At 60.7% G+C, this 20,555-nt stretch carries 21 protein-coding genes; 12 read left to right on the top strand and 9 right to left on the bottom strand.

What is annotated here, in order from left to right; translation table 11 throughout:
- Positions 1-403 (top strand): hypothetical protein (locus tag Q8Q88_RS24010; RefSeq protein ID WP_305677700.1); only part of this gene is annotated, 403 nt, incomplete at its 5' end.
- Between the two features lie 121 nt (positions 404-524).
- On the opposite strand, the gene Q8Q88_RS24005 is transcribed toward Q8Q88_RS24010, so the two are convergent.
- The 3 genes from Q8Q88_RS24005 to Q8Q88_RS23995 all read right to left on the bottom strand — a co-directional run bounded on the left by Q8Q88_RS24005 (position 525) and on the right by Q8Q88_RS23995 (position 3,301).
- Positions 525-1,457: a diacylglycerol kinase family protein gene (locus Q8Q88_RS24005; protein ID WP_305677699.1), complete on the bottom strand. Its 933-nt coding sequence runs from the start codon at positions 1,455-1,457 to the stop codon at positions 525-527.
- Positions 1,457-2,830: a sulfatase-like hydrolase/transferase gene (locus Q8Q88_RS24000; RefSeq protein ID WP_305677698.1), complete on the bottom strand. Its 1,374-nt coding sequence runs from the start codon at positions 2,828-2,830 to the stop codon at positions 1,457-1,459. The genes Q8Q88_RS24005 and Q8Q88_RS24000 overlap by 1 nt, the downstream gene beginning before the upstream one ends.
- Before the next feature lie 231 nt (positions 2,831-3,061).
- Positions 3,062-3,301, bottom strand: coding sequence for a hypothetical protein (locus Q8Q88_RS23995; protein ID WP_305677697.1), 240 nt, complete (start codon positions 3,299-3,301; stop codon positions 3,062-3,064).
- Positions 3,302-3,527: 226 nt separating this feature from the next.
- Between Q8Q88_RS23995 and sfsA the strand changes: the two genes are divergently transcribed.
- From sfsA to Q8Q88_RS23980, 3 genes are all read left to right on the top strand, one after another.
- Positions 3,528-4,292 carry a DNA/RNA nuclease SfsA gene (gene sfsA / locus Q8Q88_RS23990; protein ID WP_305677696.1) on the top strand — a complete coding sequence of 255 codons (765 nt, stop codon included), beginning with the start codon at positions 3,528-3,530 and terminating at the stop codon, positions 4,290-4,292.
- An 83-nt stretch (positions 4,293-4,375) separates the two neighbouring features.
- Positions 4,376-5,134 carry a DUF4145 domain-containing protein gene (locus Q8Q88_RS23985; protein WP_305677695.1) on the top strand — a complete coding sequence of 253 codons (759 nt, stop codon included), beginning with the start codon at positions 4,376-4,378 and terminating at the stop codon, positions 5,132-5,134.
- Positions 5,135-5,226: 92 nt separating this feature from the next.
- Positions 5,227-6,153 (top strand): hypothetical protein, encoded by a 927-nt coding sequence (locus Q8Q88_RS23980; RefSeq protein WP_305677694.1) that lies wholly within the window; start codon positions 5,227-5,229, stop codon positions 6,151-6,153.
- Positions 6,154-6,254: 101 nt separating this feature from the next.
- On the opposite strand, the gene Q8Q88_RS23975 is transcribed toward Q8Q88_RS23980, so the two are convergent.
- On the bottom strand, positions 6,255-6,941 hold the full coding sequence (locus tag Q8Q88_RS23975; protein ID WP_305677693.1) for a hypothetical protein: 687 nt from the start codon (positions 6,939-6,941) through the stop codon (positions 6,255-6,257).
- An 88-nt stretch (positions 6,942-7,029) separates the two neighbouring features.
- Positions 7,030-7,731 carry a hypothetical protein gene (locus Q8Q88_RS23970; protein WP_305677692.1) on the bottom strand — a complete coding sequence of 234 codons (702 nt, stop codon included), beginning with the start codon at positions 7,729-7,731 and terminating at the stop codon, positions 7,030-7,032.
- A gap of 220 nt (positions 7,732-7,951) precedes the next feature.
- Here Q8Q88_RS23970 and Q8Q88_RS23965 point away from each other — a divergent pair, with 220 nt between their 5' ends.
- Together Q8Q88_RS23965 and Q8Q88_RS23960 are read left to right on the top strand one after the other, a co-directional pair.
- Positions 7,952-8,431: a hypothetical protein gene (locus Q8Q88_RS23965; protein WP_305677691.1), complete on the top strand. Its 480-nt coding sequence runs from the start codon at positions 7,952-7,954 to the stop codon at positions 8,429-8,431.
- Between the two features lie 31 nt (positions 8,432-8,462).
- A complete protein-coding gene (locus Q8Q88_RS23960; RefSeq protein WP_305677690.1) occupies positions 8,463-9,821 on the top strand; it encodes a hypothetical protein in 1,359 nt (452 codons plus the stop codon).
- Between the two features lie 8 nt (positions 9,822-9,829).
- On the opposite strand, the gene Q8Q88_RS23955 is transcribed toward Q8Q88_RS23960, so the two are convergent.
- Positions 9,830-10,450 (bottom strand): hypothetical protein, encoded by a 621-nt coding sequence (locus tag Q8Q88_RS23955; RefSeq protein ID WP_305677689.1) that lies wholly within the window; start codon positions 10,448-10,450, stop codon positions 9,830-9,832.
- Between the two features lie 461 nt (positions 10,451-10,911).
- Here Q8Q88_RS23955 and Q8Q88_RS23950 point away from each other — a divergent pair, with 461 nt between their 5' ends.
- The 4 genes from Q8Q88_RS23950 to Q8Q88_RS23935 all read left to right on the top strand — a co-directional run bounded on the left by Q8Q88_RS23950 (position 10,912) and on the right by Q8Q88_RS23935 (position 16,185).
- Positions 10,912-11,079 (top strand): hypothetical protein, encoded by a 168-nt coding sequence (locus tag Q8Q88_RS23950; protein ID WP_305677688.1) that lies wholly within the window; start codon positions 10,912-10,914, stop codon positions 11,077-11,079.
- Positions 11,080-11,365: 286 nt separating this feature from the next.
- On the top strand, positions 11,366-11,839 hold the full coding sequence (locus Q8Q88_RS23945; RefSeq protein ID WP_305677687.1) for a hypothetical protein: 474 nt from the start codon (positions 11,366-11,368) through the stop codon (positions 11,837-11,839).
- 309 nt (positions 11,840-12,148) lie between these two features.
- Positions 12,149-15,247 carry a hypothetical protein gene (locus Q8Q88_RS23940; protein ID WP_305677686.1) on the top strand — a complete coding sequence of 1,033 codons (3,099 nt, stop codon included), beginning with the start codon at positions 12,149-12,151 and terminating at the stop codon, positions 15,245-15,247.
- Positions 15,244-16,185, top strand: a complete 942-nt coding sequence (locus Q8Q88_RS23935; protein ID WP_305677685.1) for a hypothetical protein — start codon at positions 15,244-15,246, stop codon at positions 16,183-16,185. Before Q8Q88_RS23940 ends, Q8Q88_RS23935 begins: the two co-directional genes overlap by 4 nt.
- A gap of 381 nt (positions 16,186-16,566) precedes the next feature.
- On the opposite strand, the gene Q8Q88_RS23930 is transcribed toward Q8Q88_RS23935, so the two are convergent.
- Positions 16,567-17,100, bottom strand: coding sequence for a hypothetical protein (locus Q8Q88_RS23930; protein WP_305677684.1), 534 nt, complete (start codon positions 17,098-17,100; stop codon positions 16,567-16,569).
- Positions 17,101-17,294: 194 nt separating this feature from the next.
- On the opposite strand from Q8Q88_RS23930, the gene Q8Q88_RS23925 reads away from it, so the two are divergent.
- Entirely contained in the window at positions 17,295-18,506 is a 1,212-nt protein-coding gene (locus tag Q8Q88_RS23925) for a HEPN domain-containing protein (RefSeq protein ID WP_305677683.1), read from the top strand.
- 141 nt (positions 18,507-18,647) lie between these two features.
- On the top strand, positions 18,648-19,304 hold the full coding sequence (locus Q8Q88_RS23920) for a recombinase family protein (protein ID WP_305677682.1): 657 nt from the start codon (positions 18,648-18,650) through the stop codon (positions 19,302-19,304).
- 270 nt (positions 19,305-19,574) lie between these two features.
- Here Q8Q88_RS23920 and Q8Q88_RS23915 read toward each other — a convergent pair whose 3' ends face one another.
- Together Q8Q88_RS23915 and Q8Q88_RS23910 are read right to left on the bottom strand one after the other, a co-directional pair.
- Positions 19,575-19,979 carry a hypothetical protein gene (locus Q8Q88_RS23915; protein WP_305677681.1) on the bottom strand — a complete coding sequence of 135 codons (405 nt, stop codon included), beginning with the start codon at positions 19,977-19,979 and terminating at the stop codon, positions 19,575-19,577.
- Positions 19,980-20,270: 291 nt separating this feature from the next.
- Positions 20,271-20,534, bottom strand: a complete 264-nt coding sequence (locus Q8Q88_RS23910) for a hypothetical protein (RefSeq protein ID WP_305677680.1) — start codon at positions 20,532-20,534, stop codon at positions 20,271-20,273.
- Between the last annotated feature and the right edge of the window lie 21 nt (positions 20,535-20,555).

Here is a 20,555-nt window from a genome sequence, read left to right as displayed (position 1 = left end):
CGGCATCTCCGTCAACGGCGCCGACGGCCTGATCATCAGCGACAACATTGTCGCCGGCTTCGCCGACATGAAGGCCCGCATCGCCCTAAAAGACACCGTCGACGTCACCCTCACGAACAACCAGGCCACCGATTATATCCGCCAGGGCGTGGTCGAGGTCTCTGTCGAACTGGGCAACATCCGCATCGCGGTCCCCACCGATCGGGGGCTCGACACCCTCAGCCAATGGTCGGCGAGCCACCCCGGCGTCCCGGGCGCCCTGACCTATGTTCTGGACGGGCAGCCGTCCTGGACACCGCAGGTCCCCGGCGAAACCACGCATATCCTGGAAGGCGCCTACAATCCCGAAGCTCCGCTGCAGGTTCTCTTCGACTTCAGCAGCTACCAGGGCTCAATGTTCTAGACCCTTTCCGGGTCAGATGGACTCATCTGGCCGGGCCAAAACGGTCTATCTTCAAAAGTTTAGAGCGTGACGGCCGCCTGAACCGGCATCCGCTTCAGGCTGTCACGCTCCAGGGACCGGCTCAGACGCAAACGCTGATCGCCAAGGGCGAGAGGCTCACCTCGAACCGATCGCACTCGCCCATATAGTCGCCGTCGACGTGGAAGCCGATGGGCGCGCCCGACGTGACCACGATCTCGCTGGCCTTGTGGTAGATGGCCGCCCTCGACTTGGGCAGGTCGCCGACCGCCAGGCCGTAGGCCACCCTGAGCGCGCGGCGGATCGGCATATCCTGGATCAGGCAGACGTCCAGCAGCCCGTCCGCCACGTCGGCGAACGGCGCAATATAGACGTTGTTGCCGTATTGCGCGGCATTGGCGAAGGCGAGCACATAGCAGTGGGCGGCGGTCGAGACGCCGTTCAGCCTGAGGCTGATCGGCTTGGCCTTGAACGCTTGGTACTCCCGCAGGGCCAGCCGCGCATAGGTCAGCAGCCCGCGCTGCTTCGATCCGGTGAAGCACTTGCTCACGTGAGCATCGAATCCGAGTCCGGCCGTGCAAAAGAACGGATGGCCGTTGATGCGGCCCACATCCATCATCTTCAGTGACGGGTTGTTCAGGCGCCTCAAGGCCCCGGCGATGTTGATCGGAATGCCAAGGTGGCGGGCCACGCCGTTGCCCGATCCCGTCGGCACGATCGCCATCGAGGTGGACTTGCTCCGCAGCAGGCCGCGGCCGACCTCGTTGACCGTGCCGTCTCCCCCTACCGCCACGACCATGTCGTAACCTTCCGCGGCGGCTTCCCGCGCGATCCGTTCGGCGTCGCCGGGCCCCTGGGTCAGGATCAGCTCATACCGCACCGCGTCGGGCGACAGGTGGCTCCGCAACAGCTTCGAGAAGCCGTGGACTCCCGTCCCGGCCTTCGGGTTCAGCACGACGGCCGCCCGCAGCTGACGCCCGATCGTCGGTCGGCTGATCGGGCTGGAGCCCTCGAGCGCGCTCCTCTCGAACTGCATCACTTGGCGACGCCCGCCGTGGCTCGCCGGGTCAGGGTGATGAACGGTACGCTCTCGCGATTGAAGAACATTCGATCGCTCGCCACCACATAGGGCGGCGCGTGGTCGCCGTAGATGTAGATCACGTCCGGCTTGGTCGTGGCCGCCAGTATCGAGCTGGCGAGTTCGTCCATAACGTCGGCGAACTGGTTGGCGTAGATGCAGAGGTTGGGGTCCTGCACCTGGCCGATCTTGCTGCAATCGTGATCCTCGGCGCGCATGGCCGCGAGCGGGAAGTGGGTCTGCAGCGTCATGACGTGGGCGAAGCCCTTTTCACCCTGGGCCATGGCCTCAAGCGCCGCCTTGAACACGTCGGCGTCGCAGGTGCCAGAGAACGACCGGGTCTTGCAGATCTTCGCGCCGGCGAGGTCCTCATAGAAGATCGACTTGTCGAAGCCGATCGCTCGGTAGAGCTCCCCGCGATTGTAGAAATACCTCGAATTCCCGTGCAAGCCGGTGGTCTGATAGCCGAGCGCCTTCAGGTTCGCCGGAAGGCACTCGGGCCGGATCGCCTCGGAGTCGGATCGAGTCGGCGTGCCGGAAATCCGCAGGCCGCACAGCTCTCGCAGCTCGCCGGCCAGGGTCGCGCCCTTGAAGGCGTGGGCCGACACCGTGACCGAATATTCGCCGGCCAGGCGCTGTTCCAGCGGGGCGACGATGGCCTGGTTGAACACCTTGTTGCTGGAGAGGCCCAAGGCCTCGACGGAGACGGACAGGATGCGGTCGGGCGTGACCGCCTGGCTCATCAACACGCTCGCCATCGACTGGCCGGGATGCCTTGCGTGGACGAAGCCCGGATTGGTGGCCCAGGCCCTGGCGACCTTGGCGAAGCGCACGGTGCTGCTGGTCGCCGCGTTGGTCTTGATCAACTCGAAGCCGATCGCCGTGCGGCCCAGCAGGTCGACGCCCAGCACCGCCAGCAACAGCACCACGACAGGCAGCAGCCGGGCCTGGCTGATATTGATGCGGGTGAGCACCGCATAAAGGGCCGTCAGCGCGGCCAGGGCGGCCGCCAACCAGAAGGCGATGAGCCCCCATGGCCAATATCGGGCGAACTCCACGTACTCGCCCAGCAGCGCGACATTGTCGATATAGACCAGCCCAATGCCCAGCAGGAGCTGGATGGCGACCACGAACGCCGTGCCGACGATGCCGAGCACGGCGCCCAGCCCGCCCACTATCCGGCTGGCCACGACCGTCGCCAGGTAGAGCAGCGGAAGATCGAGATTGAGCCTCGGGCCCATGAAGCCGAAACGCGCGCCAAGCACCACGAGCGTGACGGTCGGGACCACGATCAGCAGGCCGAACAGATACGCCGTCTGGCGCCAGCTCACTGAATTGGTCTTCGCCGTTCCGGGCAATGTAACGGCCCTGTTGGCGTCGACGCTTTCGACCCCGAGCCCGGAATTCAGCGGCGACTTTCCGAAGCGAAGATTCATCAATGGGGCTCGCGCTGTAACAATTTGGCTCAAGAAGACAATCTCGAACCTTACCGTACAAGGATCGTTCCAGGAATGCTGCAGCGCGATACCGGCGCGAGAAATCACGCTCGGCTCCGGAGAGGATCACATCTGTCGCCGAATAGGCGGCCTCGCTGACTCCAGAGGCGGACAGGCGTCGATAGTTGGCCGATCGGATCGCCCAGCCTTGGCCGCGCGGCGAATGCGCGCCGCGAGCTCCAGGCCGGCATAGGCCGTGGCGGCCACCGGCAAGACCAGCAGCCAGACGATCCCGATCAGCGCGAGCGCGCCGGCGGCGCACAGCTGATGGGGCCATTCGGCGGGCTGATCGGGAAGATCGGGCATGGGGCTCCACGTCGCTGTCGCTCAAGTCTCGCCCGTGTCGCCTCGACGACATTCCCCGCCGCAAGCCTGTCCCTCGGGCCCGGGCCCCATGCAAGCGTGGCCATTCAAATTTTCCACAGCCGCGCCGGGCCTGTGAAATGCGGCCCATTTTCAGGAACTTCTGGCCCTCCCGGCGACACATTCCTAAGTGAGGGCCCTCGCCTCCTCCGCGCCAGAGACCCCCGCCATGGACTTCGCCCAGCCGCTCGCCCGTGGCGCGCTCGTCAGCCGCTATAAGCGCTTCTTCGCCGACGTGGTGCTGGACGACGGGACCCCGGTCACCGCCCACTGTCCCAACCCCGGCGCCATGCTCGGCCTCAACATGCCGGGCCTGCCGGTCTGGGTGTCGAAGTCCGACGATCCCAAGCGCAAGCTCGCCCACACCCTGGAACTGGTGGATGTCGACGGCGGGCTGGTGGGGATCAACACCATGCACCCCAATCGCCTGGTGGCCGAGGCCCTGGCCCAGGACGCCATCCCGGAGCTCACCGGCTATTCCAGCCATCGTCGCGAGGTGAAGTATGGCCAAAACTCCCGCGTCGATTTCCTGCTGGAGCAGGACGGCCGCGCGCCCTGCTGGCTGGAGGTCAAGAACCGTCAATCTTTAAAACCACCGGAGCCGCAGACCGGAAGTCGCCTCTGGCTAGAGGTGAAAAACTGCCACCTATCGAGAACGAAGGGCCTTGCCGAGTTCCCCGACTGCGTCGCCGCACGGTCGTTGAAACACCTGCGAGAGCTTGAAGCCATGGCGGCTGCCGGTGATCGCGCCGTCGTGCTGTTCGTGGTCCAGCGCACCGACTGCGACGCCTTCACCGCCTGCCACGAACTGGACCCTGCCTTCGCCAACGGGCTCGAACAGGTCGCCGATGCAGGTGTTGAGGTGCTGGTCTACGCTTGCGACATCTCGGTGAAGGCGGTCAGAATTGCGCGCCGACTTGATTGGCGACGCTAAAGGTCAAGGTCGCAACGGATTGGCTGCGGGCGTCACCTTCAACGGTCGAAGGTGTGTGCTATGGGAAAGCCTTTCGACAGCGGGTGGACGGCGTGGATCAAGAGCGGTGGAAGCGGTGGATCGCGATCCCGTCATGGCCGTGCCCGGCCTGTCAGGCTGGGACCTACCGGATCGTCTTCAAGACCATCCAAGTGACCGAGAGCCGGGCGGAGCGGATCAGCCAAAGCGACCCCTCCGAGAACCATGACGACATGGTGGATCGGTTCGTGGCGCACATGAAGTGCGACGCGCCGGTCTGTGGGGAAACCGGAACCATCTCGGGCAATCGCAATACCTTCCGATTCTGGGTGCCCGAGGAAGACGACTACCAGACCGAGGTCAGTTACGAGGCTCTATCGGTCATCCCCTCTCCGCTCCCATTCAAAATCCCCCCGAAGGTCCCGCGCCCCATCGAGTTGAAGGTTCGGGAAGCCGCCACGCTGTTCTGGATCGATCAGAAGGCGGCGGCGAGTAGGGTCCGAGAGGCCGTCGAAGCGATCCTGACCGACTTCGGCATTCCCGAGCGCAACGACAAGGGCGGTCCTCTCTGGCTCGACACACGGATCAAGCTCTTCCGTGAACTCGACCACGGGAAGTGGGTTGAACAGGCCGATCTCATCGAAGCGGCCAAGTGGATCGGCAACCTGGGAACTCACGACACGGTGACTCGCGATGAGGCCCTCGACGCGTTCGAGATGTTGGAGACGGTGATCGAGGACGTGTTCGTTAGAGCGCGCCACGACGTTTTGGCTAGGGCGCGGGAACGGAACGATAAACACCGGAAGCCCAAGCTAGCAGAATAGGTCCCTTCGGGCTGATATGCCTGTGATGTATGGACTGAAGCTGTGAGGCTCACCTGCACGCTTCCCTGGAACCGCTCCGCCCGGTCAATCCGATGATCACCGAAATCCCCACCGCCAAGGAATTCCATGATGCGGGCGTCAACCTGCTCTATCTCGCGTGGGATATCGCAATGGATCTACTCCGGGGAAGCGACGGGAAATACACCGGCGCCGAACTCGATGAGGCCATGCTTGAGGAGTATTGGCAGAAGTCGCAGATTGCACTTGGGAACGCCCTAAGTCTGATCCAGCAGTCGATGGAGCTTGGGATCAAAGGCCGCATCACGGCGATCTCACCCTTCATCTTGATCTCGACCGAACACAGCAAGTGGCCAACAATTGACGCCTCCTTCAGCGATTTCCGGACCATCGACGCGGTTGATCTGACAAAGGTCCACAACGCCGTTTCAACGGCTCCGCTCGACGACACCTTCCGAGCGTTCTTCGACGACATCCGCCGGCAGCGGAACAAGCTCATGCACTCGGTTCCGAAGGACACATTCGAGCCTGGCACACTAATCATCAGCGTCCTCACGGCCGCCGAGACGCTCTACAACGAGATGCCTTGGCCGGAGCGCTGCATTCAGCAGGAATCTCAGAGCCGTGTGAGCATCATCGATGGCGGCGAGACCGAGCGAAATCGAGTTATGAACGACATTGAGCTTGCTCTGAAATATCTCAAGCCCGCCCAGGCGAAACGATTCTTGGGCTTCGACAAACGGCGCCGTGCTTACCTCTGCCCCAATTGCTACGCCACTGCGAACCGCGACTACGCGGATGATTTTCCGTTGCTCGCGCAACTCCGCACGAAGGAGCGATCCGAGACGACGCTCGACTGTAAGGTCTGCGGCATCAGTAGCGTCGTCGAGCGTCGCGACTGCAAGGCCGATGAATGCAAGGCGAACGTTCTCGATGACGAAGGCATGTGCCTCTTTTGCCAGCACGACAACTTCATTCGTCCCGCCACGCCAACCGTTTGAGCCTGGCGGTATAAGGCGGCGCGTGGGTCAGCACGCTATGGGCCGGATGCAAAATGCTAGCCATCTTCCCACTTGCTGGCGGTTGGTGGCTTCACCTATTCCTAAATCCGCCGCAGCACGGCGTACGCATCTAGCACTTCCCATGCGACTTGGCGCATCATGGCGGCAGCCGGTCCGACAACCATTGGCAGCGTTCCATCTAGCGTGCTGAGGGCACCAACGCCGAAGCGCGCTCCCATCGATTCCGAGCGCTGCAATTCATCCAGAAGATCGGGCAATTCCCCGTCCAGATGTGCGCCAAGCCGGTTTCTTACCCAATCCACGAACGTCCGTCTGACCAGCGTATGCCGCTTCTCATACGGCACATGGTGTTCCGGATTTCCGAACACGGTGCCCGGCTCGGAGGCACCGATCGGTGCGGCGCCCGCTCGATGAATTATGTCTTTGTTCCACCAGTCCCGGAAAGCAAGGCGCTTGGTCGGGAGCATGTCAGCGCCCGCCTGATGAACGAATGAAATCCGTGCGGGAGAACTTGAAATGGTGGCTGCGACCAGTTTCATTTCTGGCAGCAGATTATATTCGGTCGAGCTACTAACCGGCGTACTGAAGGTGAGGCCGCCGCGAAGTCGGGTCGCAATCGGACTGTCGACCAGAACTTTGCGAACCTCCGTTGCCATCGAAAATGCGATATACGGGCTTCCCTCGTCGAAGACGCGGCAAAGCGCTTCCAGGTTCCCTAGCGCGCCCTTCACGTGTTCCCGCTGCTGGCTCTCTGTGAGCTTCACCATTCGAGGTGCCCCGGCCGTTGAACGATGAGACGTGTCCCGCAGCCAGCCCCGGATGAAGACGCCCAGTTCCAGGCCGGACGAAATCGTTCTAGGGCTTATGCCAAGTTAGCCCGGTCCAGAACTCGGTCGCGTGCCGCCTATTGAGTTCGCGGGTGTTCGCAAAGTCCAGTCCAGCATCGGACAGCACACCTCTAAGGCCATTGACGATGCGTTGCGATGACCGAAGCAACTTCCGCTCATATCCAAATTTGGGTGCAAGGGTCTCGATGGTAAGGTTGTGGGCATAGAACTTGTCCCGCTGCCGCCTAAGGCTCTTCAAGCGTTGGGACACGCTCAGCGCCGCCGCCAGATTTAGGGCGTGGCGCAGATTTCGTTCGAACCGACCTTTGATGCTTTCCCCTGTAAGAAAACTGCGCTCCTCTGCGCCGTAGCCGGCGAAGAACTCGGCCTTGATTTGAGCAATCACGGCAGGCTCTTTGATTAGTGCGATCACCTCTGGGATGCTTATCCGGTCCTCTGACGCATTGTCCCAAAGAGCCATGCTGCGCAGCACCTCGAACGAGAATGAATGAATGCGCAGCGCCTCGTAGGCATTGCCGGCGAACGTGTGGTCAAGGCTGCCCCCGAAGACCCTTCCGTAGATTAGGAACCGATTATTTGCATGGATGCGCTCGACCTCAAGGCAACGGTCCACTAACGCGTCGGCCTTGGCTCGCGCCATGGCGATCCGTTCGGCGACGGACATCGCGGCAATCTGTTTCTCGCGCTTACTCAATGGCCTAATGGTCATGAATCGCGTCGCTTTCGTTCGCCTGTTGTAGGCTCTGGGCGGGGCTGAATCGGGCGGTGGCTTTCGCGTGCTAAATTCACGCATGTCTTCAGTGAGTCGACAGCGAGCGATGGCGACGAGACTTACCGCGAGTGAAATCCAGTTCGAACAGTTCTGCGCTGCGCATTCTATTACGTTCGAACGGGTCCCAGCGATAACAGTCCGAACGCCTGACTATCGCGTGTTCCATCTCGGCCAGACGATCTATTTCGAGATCAAGCAAATCGATGCGGACAAAAACTTCACCTCGGAATTGCGCAGCCGGACTGTCGGCAACCACGTTCGCGCGAGGATCAAAGCCGCGCGCGGCCAGATGAGAACGGTGGCCGAGGATGGCCATCAAGCCATTCTCTTGGTCATGAACAATCTCGACGGCCTGCAACTTTTCGGCACCGAGCAGACGGATTTTGTGGCGGCGATGTATGGCCAGTGGGAGGTTGAATATGACGAGAACAGCCGGATGGTTGACTCGTACCACGGTGAGAACCGAGCCTTCAGGCCAGGCGCTAATCACAATTTCAGCGGCGTCGGATTCATTCTTCGGACCAGAACCGTTCCAGCGATCACCGTCTACGAGAACATCCACGCGCGGTGGCCAATCAAGACCCTGCCAGCCGGATTTGATGTCGTGCGCTTCGAGACCGCTGACGCACAACCTTGATTGATAGAATACGCCAGCGCGGACCGAGAACGTGGCGACTATTGGCAACCAGATTGCAGACATCATCGAAGAGCTGACCAGGCTCCAGAATGTGCCCAGCCCGTACGACGTGGCAGATGACGACTTTCCCCTTCCTCGCCTGATCGACGCTGGGAACGGCGGCTCGCTTGTCGTGTCTCGCAAACTTGACGAGGGCATCACGACGGTGGCCGACGCGTTGATGGCGGCAGACCCAGCATTGGCGCCCAAGTACACCCGCGCCGAGTGGCGTGCATCCGTCCGGAAGTCCTTCGGACCTGCGCTTGTGTCAATTGACCTCGATATTGACCCGTCGACAAACGCCGATGCAGTTCTAGCAACGATCAAATCAGACCTGTCGCGACAGAATGCAGACTATGGTGTGCGGGAGTACGCGTTCGGCTGCACGCTATTCGGCAACACGGCGATCCAGCCCTTTTCGATAGGGATCGTCCGGTTCGAAGGCCGTTCTGATTGGCTAGATCGCAAGCACCGGGATGGCGACATTTCAAAAACCGCGCGGCGGCGAATTGAACGAAGCTGGGAAGGCCTCCGCCTGCGCAAGCGGCGCCCGTCTCGCGACAGCATCAATGAGCGCGTGGTCAGGGATACGGTGGAGGAGTCGCCGTACGTATGTAGCGTGCTGATTGATGGCCTTGCGGCGGAAGCCGGGCGCGACAAGGCTCTAACGGCCGTACGACTGGCCATGGCGGCAATTGCACTCCTATGGCAGACACCATCCAAGACTTTGGAAGGTCTGAACCTCAACTTTGACCGCATCCCGCATCGACAGCAGACTTTGATCTTCCTACCAGGAGTGATGCATTCCCAGTCTAGTTGGTCCCACCTGCCGCGATCTCATTGGCTCAGGCCCGGCGAGTGGGAAGAGATATTCTCGGCCAATGCAGCTCACTTCCGCCTCGTCGGCGAGATACTCGCGTGCATTGTCAGCCCGACTGGAAATGTCTCCCGGCCAAGGATGACGACGGCTCTCGCTCAGTCCCTTCTGTGGTTTCACGAGGGCTGTCGTGACCCTGTCTCCCTGATGGGCATCGTGAAATTCTCAGCTTCCCTTGACGCCTTGGCCATGGGCGGAGGCGCCGGGGGAATAGAGCGGCTCGTCACGGCAAGGCTAGGAATTGAGAGCGGAATCCCAATCCGGAGCAACGGCCCGACTCTCCGTCAGGCCGTTGCTCAGGTCTACCGTGAGGGCCGGAGCCGCACTGTCCATGGCACGAACTCGAAACTGGGTCATGATTGGGTCGGCACGAGAGGGTTAGCGGAGCAGCTCACCCGACTGTGTTTGTTGACCTGCATTCGATGGGCGGGGGAGAACCCTACCTCGGACGATCCAGGGGAATTCTCGCGGTAATCGAGCGATCACTCCGAGGGCTCCGTAAGAGCGACCTCGGCGTCCAACTCCGCCCACATTTCCGCGCCCGCCTTCTCATATGCTGTGCGGCGGGTGGCCAAATCAGCGAGGCGGTCTCGAAAAAAGACTTCCGCATCGAAGCTGTCGCCCTTTGGCATGGCGGGAAGCGTGAACGCCCTTCTTAGCTTGCCAGCGACTTCTAGGGCGGCGGCGCCCAGTTCGACGGCTTTGTCTGACGCGTTACCCCACACGGAAGCGCTGCCCTCGTGCTCCCATACGTCGGAGAGATACGAGTGCGCGGAGTCGACCATCACCCGGAAGCTCAGGACGTTGGACGCGTGCTCGACACCGATTGATCTCCAGCTCGTACGATCAGGATATTCAGGGAGCTTAGGAATCGAGCCGCTAGGCTCGGCGGTCCTGAAATTCGAACTTGCGTAGTTCTCCAGGGCAAATACGGGCTGGGTACACCTGGATGCGAAGTCCTCCAGCGCCAGCGCCAAGGTCAAGGCCGTGAACCGACCTTCCTCTCCTTTCACGAGCCAATCGCGAAGGAACGTTGCGGCCTGGGTCAGGCAAGCACCGCAAATGCCGCCCGCGACGGCCAAGCCGACCTGATCGAAGTTCATGCCGTCACCCGACCGCTGCTAAGAGAGCTTCAATACGCAATAAAAATTTCAGCGCGAACTAACAATGAATCAAAGATATTCGCAACAATACTTCTATCCAATTCGCGTGAATTCTTGACAATTGGGGAGATTTCTGAGATAAATTATCTATCGCGTAGTCATTGGCGGGGGCCGCCTCAACTACACGACAGCACACCGACATCGCGATTGGTCTTCGGGGCTCAAGCCGACCCCTTGCCGTTGGCTTAATTCTTATGTGGGTGTGCGCCTCCCTTCATCACAGAGCGACGCCTCCATCTATGACTAATTCTGAGAGACTATTTCATTACCTGACTGCACTTGCGCCAACGATCCGCGTGAAGGCATCGGCCATCCCGGACCTCATAAACCGACTAAATGCCGTTGGTATCGGCCGAGACTCTTTCGGAGGCTGGGCCGTTACTGGAAGGGATCACGCCGGCATGGACCTCGCCGATTTTGTACTCAAAGTCATCCGTCCGCGTGAAGATGCGGCGATCCTCTTCGAGGGGTCGCACACCGCCCCCGCCAAGCCCGACCTTAGCGGACTTACGGCGACACAACGCCTTGATCACGCAAATGCGGGCGGCAAGCCGGTGACGTCGCTATGAGGACGGTGCTGGAAGCAGACTCAGAACTAATCGGCCATCCGATTGCGACGGATATTAATCCGGATCGGCTCATCGACTGGGACGGTATTGTTGAAAAATGGGGACTCCCCCCACGGTTCACCAGAAGCTGGTTTCTAGAGCTTTGCAGGCGTGGAGAAGGCGTGGCGGGGTGCCGCTTGAGCCCTCACACTCCGATTCTTTACAGAGAGAACGACGTAAAGGATTGGTTCCGCAAACGCGCCGGCCCGATTTTCGCGCGCACGGGTGAATCGCCGGGGCTGGCGACGTGAGCCGGCAGACCGCCCACGCCCATCATGTGACCCATGCGGCCCGTGGGCAGGCCGTGTCACGCGAAGCTGACCGACTAGCGGCTTACTTTACGCAACGCCTTGGCGACCTGTGGGACGACGACGCATGGCGCCGGGGAATCCTCGGCGGCCCGTGGCTCCCGTCACGCCTCAGTTCACCGGAGCTTCGTTTTTGGACGATGGTTCGGGACCTGGTCATGGTGGTGGAAAGCATGAACTGCGAAACAGTGTTCCAATTGGATTTCGAGCCGGTCCGGAGCGGCTTTGTCGAGATTTTGAAGCAGGGATTCGAGCCACGTAGGATCAGAGTCCGTTTCGAGCCACGCCTGCTCGCCCTCGGCAGCGAGTTCGTGGACTTGGGAAGCCGTCGCGCTGGTGAGGAGACCCTCGACGCATTGAGCCGCGCCGTCGCACGCGAGGTGGCAAGGCCCTGGGAGGAGGGGGATGGATGATCCTCTTTCGTCACCGGGTCGTCGGGCAACAGCGCCGCCACTTCTGGAAGAGTTCGACGGTGAACCAGTGCATCCCGAGCATGGAGACCCGTAACTCTAGAAATAGCGCGGAAGCGAACTCCTGTGTGGACAGCCACGGTAAGTAAAGAAACTCGCGTGCGCGTTCGGAGCTGTCTGTCAACTTACTAAGCGCTTGACGTTTGAGTTGCGCGTCTCGATCCTGGTGGAAAGCGGGCCAGGAATGCGGGCCACTAACGAAGCGACACTGTGCCTCCACCATGCGGAGTGCAGGGTCAACATTGGTATCAAATGGACCATCACAACGAGGCGCTAGCTCTTCCGTCTTGGAACGAACAAGCTTGGCGGGACGCAATCAGCGAAGAATACCCAGACGACTCCGATACCCTCGCCTCGTCCGACGATGACTTCGACCGGTTCGAAGACGCCAAGATCGTCACGCCGATCGATTGGGAGGCCCCGGCACTTCAGCGCATTGTGACGGTGACGCGGGCGGCGGGGATCAAGTCGAAAATATGGTCTCCGATCGACATGACGGCCGCTGGTGTCCTGAAGCTATTCTGCCGCCACAAGGAAAGCGCCAACAAGGACACCGCATCACTGGTCTTAGGCGCTCTTCCAAGGGGTCCCCGTGAAGTCGCAGCGGTCATATCGATGGCGTTCGTTGGCTTGGATATCGATACTGGCCTCGCCACCGAGGAAATGATCTCACGGATCAAGGCGGCGGGCCTAGCGGCCGTGCTCACGTCCACCCACTCGCATATGAAGCCTGAAACGCGGGTGCCGCTCGATTCCCTGGTCAGGTGGTGCCGGAACAACAACCTCGGTGACGAGCCAACGCCCGCAGCTGCAACCCAATTTCTACTCCAGACGAAGAAGTACGATCCGGTGTTCGTGCAGAATGTCTCGGTGGAAGTATTGCAGGGACGGGCGGGCCGGGAGGCCGTGATCTCGCACCGACCGCTTCCGAGATGGCGGGTGATCGTTCCCCTCGCCGAACCCTATGTGATCGCCGACAACGGACCTACCGACGCGGAGGGGCGGGCACGGTGGCGCGCCATTCCTGAAGCCGTGGCCCGCGAGTTGGGCGGGTTATCGATCGATCGAACTGGTTCGGATTTAAATCGCGCCTTCCATCTGCCGTCGCATGCGCCGGATCGTCCGCATGAGACTTACCTGTTCGGCGGCAATCCCCTGGACTGGCAGGCACTGGAAATTGAGTCCGGGCTATCGACGCCGAACGGGTCGCGTTCTGGGTCAAGGACATCAACCGAAGCCGGGCGTGAACTTGCCGGGCGCTTCTTCAAGCGCGCGCCCGGCTTCCAGATCGCCGATGCCGTGCGCAACCACGACGACGAACATATTCGCGGTAGCCGGAATGGGTCGAAGGTCACAATTGAGTGCCCGTTTGACAGCGGCCACAGCAACGCTGGCGATCCAAATGACACCGCTTGCTTCGTTACTAATGCTGGGGAAGGGCCATCCCCGATTTTCACGATCTCATGCCAGCACGAGAGTTGTCGGAGATATACCGGGTTCGACATGCTGGCGGCGATGATCGCGGACGGGCGTCTTCCTGAAGAGGTGCTCACCTCGGACGAGTACAACGCGGACGTCGCTGAAATCGCGGCGCCGCCGACGCCGCAGGCGCGACAGGACGCATTAGACGCGATCCTGGCCCAGATCGACCATATGGGCGCCGGCGACATCATCGCGCGGGACGCCGTCGTTGGCGAGATCGCCAATCTCGCGGTCATGTCGGACCGCGAGGTGACGATCAAGCGCCTCAGCAAACTCACTCAAGTTAGTGTCACCGTGCTGCGACGCGAGGTGACCGCGCGTCTCCCGAAGCCGAAGGAAGAAACCGGGGCCGCGTCAGGTACTGTAACGACGCTTCCGAATGGTCATCGCATCCTCAATTACCAAGAGGCGATCGATCAGGTTGATTGCCGAAGTTTCATTCGCCAGACCGTGTTACTGCAAAACACAGACGAACCCGTCTGGGTCAACAATCTCGGCCAGGTTTCACGGAAGGGCCAGGATAGCGCTGGCCGGGTAATCTATGAAGACCTTCGGCCAGGGGCCTTTCACGCCGCCGTATCCAGTCTGGCGTCTGTCGCGCAGGTGAGGAAGGCTGGCGCGCAGATGATCAAGGAGGCGCCACCTCGCGAACAGATTTCTGATGAGTTCGAGGAGATAGCTCGGGCGCTGCCACCGAAACCGACCGTCGTTCGGTCGCCCACGTTCAATGAAACTTGGGATCGCCTAGATCGAGATGGGCATTTCGGAGACTTCTGCGTCGACCTTGGCGACCTTATCGTCCCTGAAATTTCCGAGTGTCTGACGCCAGAGCAGGTCGCCGACGCCGTAAGCCTGATCCAAAACGATCTTCTCTTGGACTTCCCCTTTTCGGATGAACTAGACGGCGCCGAGACCCCTGACGTCTCGAAGGCCAACGCGATCGCGATGCTGCTGACCCCATTCATGCGAAAGGGGATCGGGGCGGTGTCGCCGATTTTCGGGATCGTGAAGCCAATAGCGGGAACGGGCGCCACTCAACTGGCGAACCTGTCGTCTTTGATTTTCGACGGAGAAGAGGCCGAAACCGTTCCCTACACTGACAATAATGACGAGATGCAAAAGGTGATGCTCGCGTTGGCGAGGGCCGGGCGGGGGTTCTGCTTCCTCGACAACATCACAAGGCTCAACTCGCCGACCATCTTGCGATTTTCGACCTCGTCGTCGGTCAGCGGGCGCCTCTTGGGAGAGTCTGACTGGATCAGGTGTCCGAACGATTTCCTTACAATATTCACCGGGATCAGCCCCGTCGTTCCGAACGAAATGGCCAGGCGCGTGGTCTGGATCAATTTGGATGCGGACCAGGAGGACGTCCGGAAGCGGACCTACAAGCACCACCTTAAGACCTGGGTTCCGGACCATCGCGGTGAGCTTATCGCCGCCCTGCTGACCATGATCCAATATTGGATACAGGTCGGAAGGCCGGCGTTCGCTGGAGCGGAGCGACTTCCCAGCTTCGAGGCCTGGGTAAGCGCGGTCGGAGGTGTCTTGGAGGTCTGCGGCATAACGGGGTTTCTGAAGAACCCTCGGGCGATCCGGGTGGATCGTGAGGACGCCGGCCTTCGCAGTTTCGCCGTGAAGTGGGTGGCGGCGCATGGAGACGCACTCCTAACGGAAGCAAAACTATTCCAATGGGCTGCGGGCATGGGATCGGCCATCGCATTCACAAGCGAGGGCCAAGACGAGGCCGCATTTTACGAGCGCCTGGACGGGCTCGAACGTCGGGTGTGGGCGATCGACGGGCAGAACTGGAAGCTCAAGAGGTCGCCGGACGGTTGGCGGATGAAGCTACTCGCCGCCAAGACCCAATGAGCGGTCGTTTCACAATGGAAGTGCTTGAAGCCTCCCGAGAAGCACTGGCCCGTGCGCCGGACGGTTTCACTCATGCCGACATGGCGGTGGTATTGGGAGAGCGGTTCGGTCGCGGCGGCGAGGGCGAGCGACGGTTGCGGCGCGCGCTATACCAGATGCGGGATCGCGGCGTTCTCGCCCAGGGTCGGCGGGGAACCTTCATAGCGGGTCCGCTGCTTGATCGATCAGACGTAATGGGTGTGACGAACAGGCTGAAGGTCCAGCTCTGTGCGCTGTTCGCGGACCACGGCGGGGTCATGACGCCTGGCGAGATTCATGCTGCGCTCGGACTCGACCCGACCGGTCAACGAGCGCTGCGACGTATGCTCGCCGGGTCTCCGGAGTATCTCCAAGGGCGAGTTGATCTCTGGGGCATGGGGTGGGCGGTTCGGCTTCGCGAGTCGGAACGGCGAAGGCTCCCCGTTCCGGGCTCCCGCCTGTGGGTGGACGTGGTGCTGACCTTGGAGGCATCCGGGCGCCCATGGCGCGGTGACGTTCTGCCCGACATCTATCGGCGGCGATGCGATATCGGCGAAGCCGTCCGGGAGGCCAGGAGGGCGGCTGGAATGGAGATCGCCGACGTCCTGACCGGCGCACTTTCTGAAGCACTGGCGGCTTGTCTAGAGGCTGGAACAAACGCCCATCACGGCGAGACCGGGCAGGAGACGCTTGCCGCTTGGTGGCGTGGTCAGGAGAAGCGCCTTGGCCGACAGGGCGCCTTGAAAGGGGCGTGGTTGAACCTGGAGTCCGGTGCTCCGATCGGTGCGCCTTGTGTGGTCGAAGCATTGGACGCAAGGCTGTGGAAAATCTTGGGCGTCAATCTCGCCGCCGATCCGGCCGACATATCGCGAGGTATTAGGACAACCGAACAGAAATACAAGGAAGAAGCGGCTTGGTGATGGCAGCTTCCATCCACAGACTACAACCGCAGAAGTCCTCACATAATAAACCGGACAAAAGCCGGTAATATCCACTGATGAGCTTATCTATTGCCGTTTTCTGTCCACATTTTTTCTAGAGTTGGGTTGGAGTCTGGCGTGAGAACCTATGCGCCATGGTGTGTACGCTCGATGAAATCACGGTCTGGCATGACGTTCTTCAGATAGATGGGGTCCCAATTAAACATCGGAAGTATCGCGTTCGCGGCGCCCGCCTGCCTCTCCCGAGCTATGCTTCGAGAATTCTCGCACGCAGTCGGCAATCATCAGACAGATTGAACTATAATTTACACTTGTAGATTTCATGACTCGTTCCTGCCGTCGTGAAGACTTCGAAGGCCCCTATCTCTTGTCTCGAATTATGAAATAAATGATCGGTCGTAAGATCGGACCAAATACCGCTGCCCATGTCGCCGTCGAGAGGAGCGAGACGGCGAAGGATATTATAGCGACACTCTCCAAGATATTGATCGCCTTGTCCGCCCATAGTTCCCGATAGTTGGGGCTATGTAGTAGCCAACCTCCGGCGACGAACAGTACGATGCCTATTGTAAGCGGAGTTCTATATCTCTCGCCGCCCATCTTCCTGCCAACAAATTTGCACATCGAAACGGAGACTGCTGGCGCCAAAACCGCGCCGACTATTCTCGCGTTGTAGGTTAGGAACCGCTCTGCATATTCAGTATATTGTCTCGGAGAGGCGATATTGTTAGCGACGTGGTTGAGATAAGAGACAACGAATACGATTGCTGCATGGGCGAGCGCGTATGACGCCCAAAAAATCAGGAACAGGAGTAGCGTCACTCCTGCCGTCTTAGCGATCTTTTCGACGCCAGCCACCGCGCCCCCCCACTTCAAAACCTGCGTCAGGTTCACACGCTCGCGTGTCTTGTCTAGCAACTGTTTTGACGCTCGCTGATTCCCGAGCGAGCACACCGCCTATCATCACCCTACATGGCCGGCCGACACTCTTAGTCGCGAGGGCGCCGCCCCATTCAGCCGGATCATGGCGGCGAGCTATCCAGCGAGAACGACACCGCTACACTGCTTCCCGTCCGCCGGAGGTCACCATGGCCGTCACCAACCTCTACCGCCCGGAATGGTCGGCGCTCGATCCGGGCGAGCTTCGCCTTCTCCTCAACGAACGGATTGGCGGCCCTGGTCAACTGGACCTCAGGGAGGGCGACCCACCCAGCTTGGCGCTACCGGAGGCCGGGCCAAATTGCCACGTCCGACTGTTCTTCCCTCGAAACAGGTTGAGTGACGTTAGACCCGGCGCCGCCTTCGATCGCGCTGAGTGGCGGGCGATCGAAGAGGAGGTTGGCGCGGCGCTTCTCTCCGGTGTTCCCCGGTTCGGCCGGGGGATCAGCTTTTGCAGTTTCCGCGTGGAAGGCTCCTGGAGAGGGGAGCGGTCCGGCGTCCAGATTCTCCCTATGATGGAAGGCGCGCCGCGCCCGCCCGTGGAGATGGCGGAACACCCTTTCATACTGGAATACCCGGTGATCGATGGTGGATTCTTGGCCGTCACGCGCTACCGCAGACGGCGAGACCATCGCCGGCTGACCCGGCTCCTAAACCTGCTGCTCGCCGGCCGAACAAACCTGCCAGACCGTCAGCCGGACGCGGGATGGGCTATTGTGAAAAGCCCCGAGGGACATGAAGTTGTCTGGGCGCAGCGGTCCTACCTGGTTGATCCCGGTGAGCTTCTCCGGGACGTTCCATCTACCCCGGCCGCCAAACGGATCGAAGAGATCGAGGCTGGCGAGTACCATGATCGATCCGGTCATGATGGCGGCCACTTGCGGGTCCCGTCCGACCTCGACACGTCCATCTGTCGATATCTCGACTTGCCGGAGTCCCAGCGTGCTCGTTTTGACCGGAGCCTATTTTGGCTCGACCTCGCACGCCGCCAATGGGGAGCCAGTGTTTCGGCCTCGTTCGCGTCGTTGGTGACGGCGGTGGAGGCTTTGCTTTTACGCGGCGCCAGCCATGAGTTGCACTGTCCGGCTTGCGGTAAGGACGTGACTCACGACCACCCCGGTATCGGCGCGACGTTCAGGGCGTTCCTCGAAACCTACGCTCCGGGCGAACGCCATCAGGCGAGCCGCAACAAGATTTACGCAGTGCGGTCCCAGGTGGTGCATGGGGATCGCCTCATATTGTTCGACTTGGAGGCCGAGACGAGTTTCGATCCCACGTGGTGGAATGAGTTCAACTTGAACGATGACCTTTCCGCCGTGGTCCGGGTGGCTCTGCGCGGCTGGCTGACCGCTCAAAATTAGGGCCGCGCGCATTCGCGCTGGCGCGGAAAACCCCGCCACATACCTTCTTTGTCCTGATTTCTTCGGAAAACAGGACAAAGATTGACTCCAAACCCCTTTTTTGTATGGTGTTTTCGTAACGAGAAACACCGGTAAATTGCAATGCGCGCCACCGCTTACCTTCGGACATCATCTGCCGCCAACGTCGACGGAGACTCGCCTTATCGACAGAACGACGCCGTCATGGGGTACGCGTCGCGCAACGCTGTGGAGGTGGTGTCCTGCTTCTGGGACGCAGCCGTCTCCGGCGAAGATCGGATCGAAGATCGGGCAGGCTTTCTCGCTCTTCTCGATCACTGCGCCACTGAAGAAATTCAGATGGTTCTCGTCGAGGATCAGGCCCGGTTCGCGCGCCACGTAGTCACGCAAGAGCTTGGTCTGGCGCTCTTGGCGAAGCGCGGGGTGCGGGTCGTAACAGCAGGCGGCGTGGACCTCTCAGAAGATGACGACGCGATCAAGGTCCTGTTGCGCCAGATCGTCGGTGCCATGCACGGCTATGAGAAACGCCAGATTGTCGACCGCCTCCGTAAAGGCCGTGAGCGCATCCGGGCGTCCCAGGGCAAGTGCGAGGGCCGCAAGGGACATGCCGAACGTCACCCGGCTATCGTCCGCGAGGCGAAGCGTCTCGCACGGAAATCCCCGAAGACGGGCAAGGCGCGATCCTTGCGGGCGATCGCGGCCGAACTCGCGGTGCTCGGATACCGGAGTGAAAAGGGCACCGCCTTAAGCCCGCAGATCGTCGCCAATATCATCGGATAACCCACGTCATCTCGCCGGGATGGGCGTCTATGGCGAGGGTTAGATGCGTTTTTTCCGGGAGGCATGAGGGACCCAAGGCCCCCCACCATCGTAGCAATTTTCGGAGGCGCCTAGCGCCTCCGCAACGATTTGAGAATTGCAGTCGAAACCGAAAACTCCATTCCGACGCCCGCATTTCTAGAACGGCATGATGTTCTGGAAAGTGCGATTCTCGAAAAAATTGGGAAGCGCCGCACGGATTTCCCGACCACCCCGGTTCAGCCGACTAGGTCAGTTCAGCGGCAGAGCGGGCCTCTTATGCGGCACATATCCTTCGTCTGCCGCCCATTTTAAGAATCCCTCGAATTCTGCCGACGACAGCCGGTAATGAGCAATGAACGCTGTGACACCTCGGATGATAGTCATCGCGACCTCGAATGCGTCGATCTCAAGCTCTTCGGGCGACCGATCCTCATGCTTCAGCCAATTGACGAAGGCATTGAGATCAACATCACCTCGGTGCGGCTGTAGCTGTGACCACAGGCTCAAGTCTGACCTCGGGATAATCCCCTCCGCAGCCGCTGCGAGGGTGATCGCGCACTCGAACTCGCCATCTTGAAAATGCTGAATCGCGGCATTGATCTGGCGGAGCGCCGCAAGCTGCTTCGACGTCGTTACGGTTTGCTCATGCGTCATCTGCCCAGGTCCACTCGATCCTAGCGGCTCCACCCGTGGCCTTGCCGCCGGTTACGTACCCCTTCGACATCCCGCAGGCAGGGCAACTGCGGCCTGCCTTGTGGATCAAGCCGCTTACGAGAAATATCTTCGTACAAACTGGGCAGGTGAACGCCGCGTTGTTCCCCTCCCAATCAGCGTTCGCGCCGATGTTCTTGGGATCAATCTCTCGGGTCGGCATGGCGGGATTTCCCTCGTTGTCCACGGAGATCAGACTTCGGCTCCGCCTTTCTATAGGTCAAGCTGGCGAGCCTAGTGCGGCCGGCGCCGGATCGCTCGCGCCGCCTCGATGATCTCCAGCGGCTCGGCGAGAGGCCCGGTTTCTTCGGCCGCCTGAACTAGTTCAACCAGCATCCGGTCCAGGAGTTGGGCGCGACGTTCGTCGCCATCTTCCAGAAGCGCCACTACGGTGGAAAGCAGTTCAATCGTCTGCTGCGACGGCGCGTCGTCCTCCGAAGTCAGGGCGCGGGCGAGGCGGATGATGCGGGTGTCTGTAATTGAAGGTTTTCCGCCCACCGGTTTAACGGGCGGTGGCTG

The organism is Phenylobacterium sp. (genome assembly GCF_030697925.1).
Lineage (GTDB): Bacteria > Pseudomonadota > Alphaproteobacteria > Caulobacterales > Caulobacteraceae > Phenylobacterium.
The sequence above is the reverse complement of the archived record's forward strand: the minus strand, read 5'-3'. Positions and strand labels throughout refer to the sequence as shown.

Coding starts and splice junctions, on each gene's coding strand:
- Q8Q88_RS24005 (WP_305677699.1), bottom strand. CDS start 1,457: ATGCAGTTCGAGAGGAGCGCGCTCGAGGGCTCCAGCCCGATCAGCCGA.
- Q8Q88_RS23995 (WP_305677697.1), bottom strand. CDS start 3,301: ATGCCCGATCTTCCCGATCAGCCCGCCGAATGGCCCCATCAGCTGTGC.
- sfsA (WP_305677696.1), top strand. CDS start 3,528: ATGGACTTCGCCCAGCCGCTCGCCCGTGGCGCGCTCGTCAGCCGCTAT.
- Q8Q88_RS23980 (WP_305677694.1), top strand. CDS start 5,227: ATGATCACCGAAATCCCCACCGCCAAGGAATTCCATGATGCGGGCGTC.
- Q8Q88_RS23975 (WP_305677693.1), bottom strand. CDS start 6,941: ATGGTGAAGCTCACAGAGAGCCAGCAGCGGGAACACGTGAAGGGCGCG.
- Q8Q88_RS23970 (WP_305677692.1), bottom strand. CDS start 7,731: ATGACCATTAGGCCATTGAGTAAGCGCGAGAAACAGATTGCCGCGATG.
- Q8Q88_RS23955 (WP_305677689.1), bottom strand. CDS start 10,450: ATGAACTTCGATCAGGTCGGCTTGGCCGTCGCGGGCGGCATTTGCGGT.
- Q8Q88_RS23950 (WP_305677688.1), top strand. CDS start 10,912: ATGGACCTCGCCGATTTTGTACTCAAAGTCATCCGTCCGCGTGAAGAT.
- Q8Q88_RS23940 (WP_305677686.1), top strand. CDS start 12,149: ATGGACCATCACAACGAGGCGCTAGCTCTTCCGTCTTGGAACGAACAA.
- Q8Q88_RS23935 (WP_305677685.1), top strand. CDS start 15,244: ATGAGCGGTCGTTTCACAATGGAAGTGCTTGAAGCCTCCCGAGAAGCA.
- Q8Q88_RS23925 (WP_305677683.1), top strand. CDS start 17,295: ATGGCCGTCACCAACCTCTACCGCCCGGAATGGTCGGCGCTCGATCCG.
- Q8Q88_RS23920 (WP_305677682.1), top strand. CDS start 18,648: ATGCGCGCCACCGCTTACCTTCGGACATCATCTGCCGCCAACGTCGAC.
- Q8Q88_RS23915 (WP_305677681.1), bottom strand. CDS start 19,979: ATGACGCATGAGCAAACCGTAACGACGTCGAAGCAGCTTGCGGCGCTC.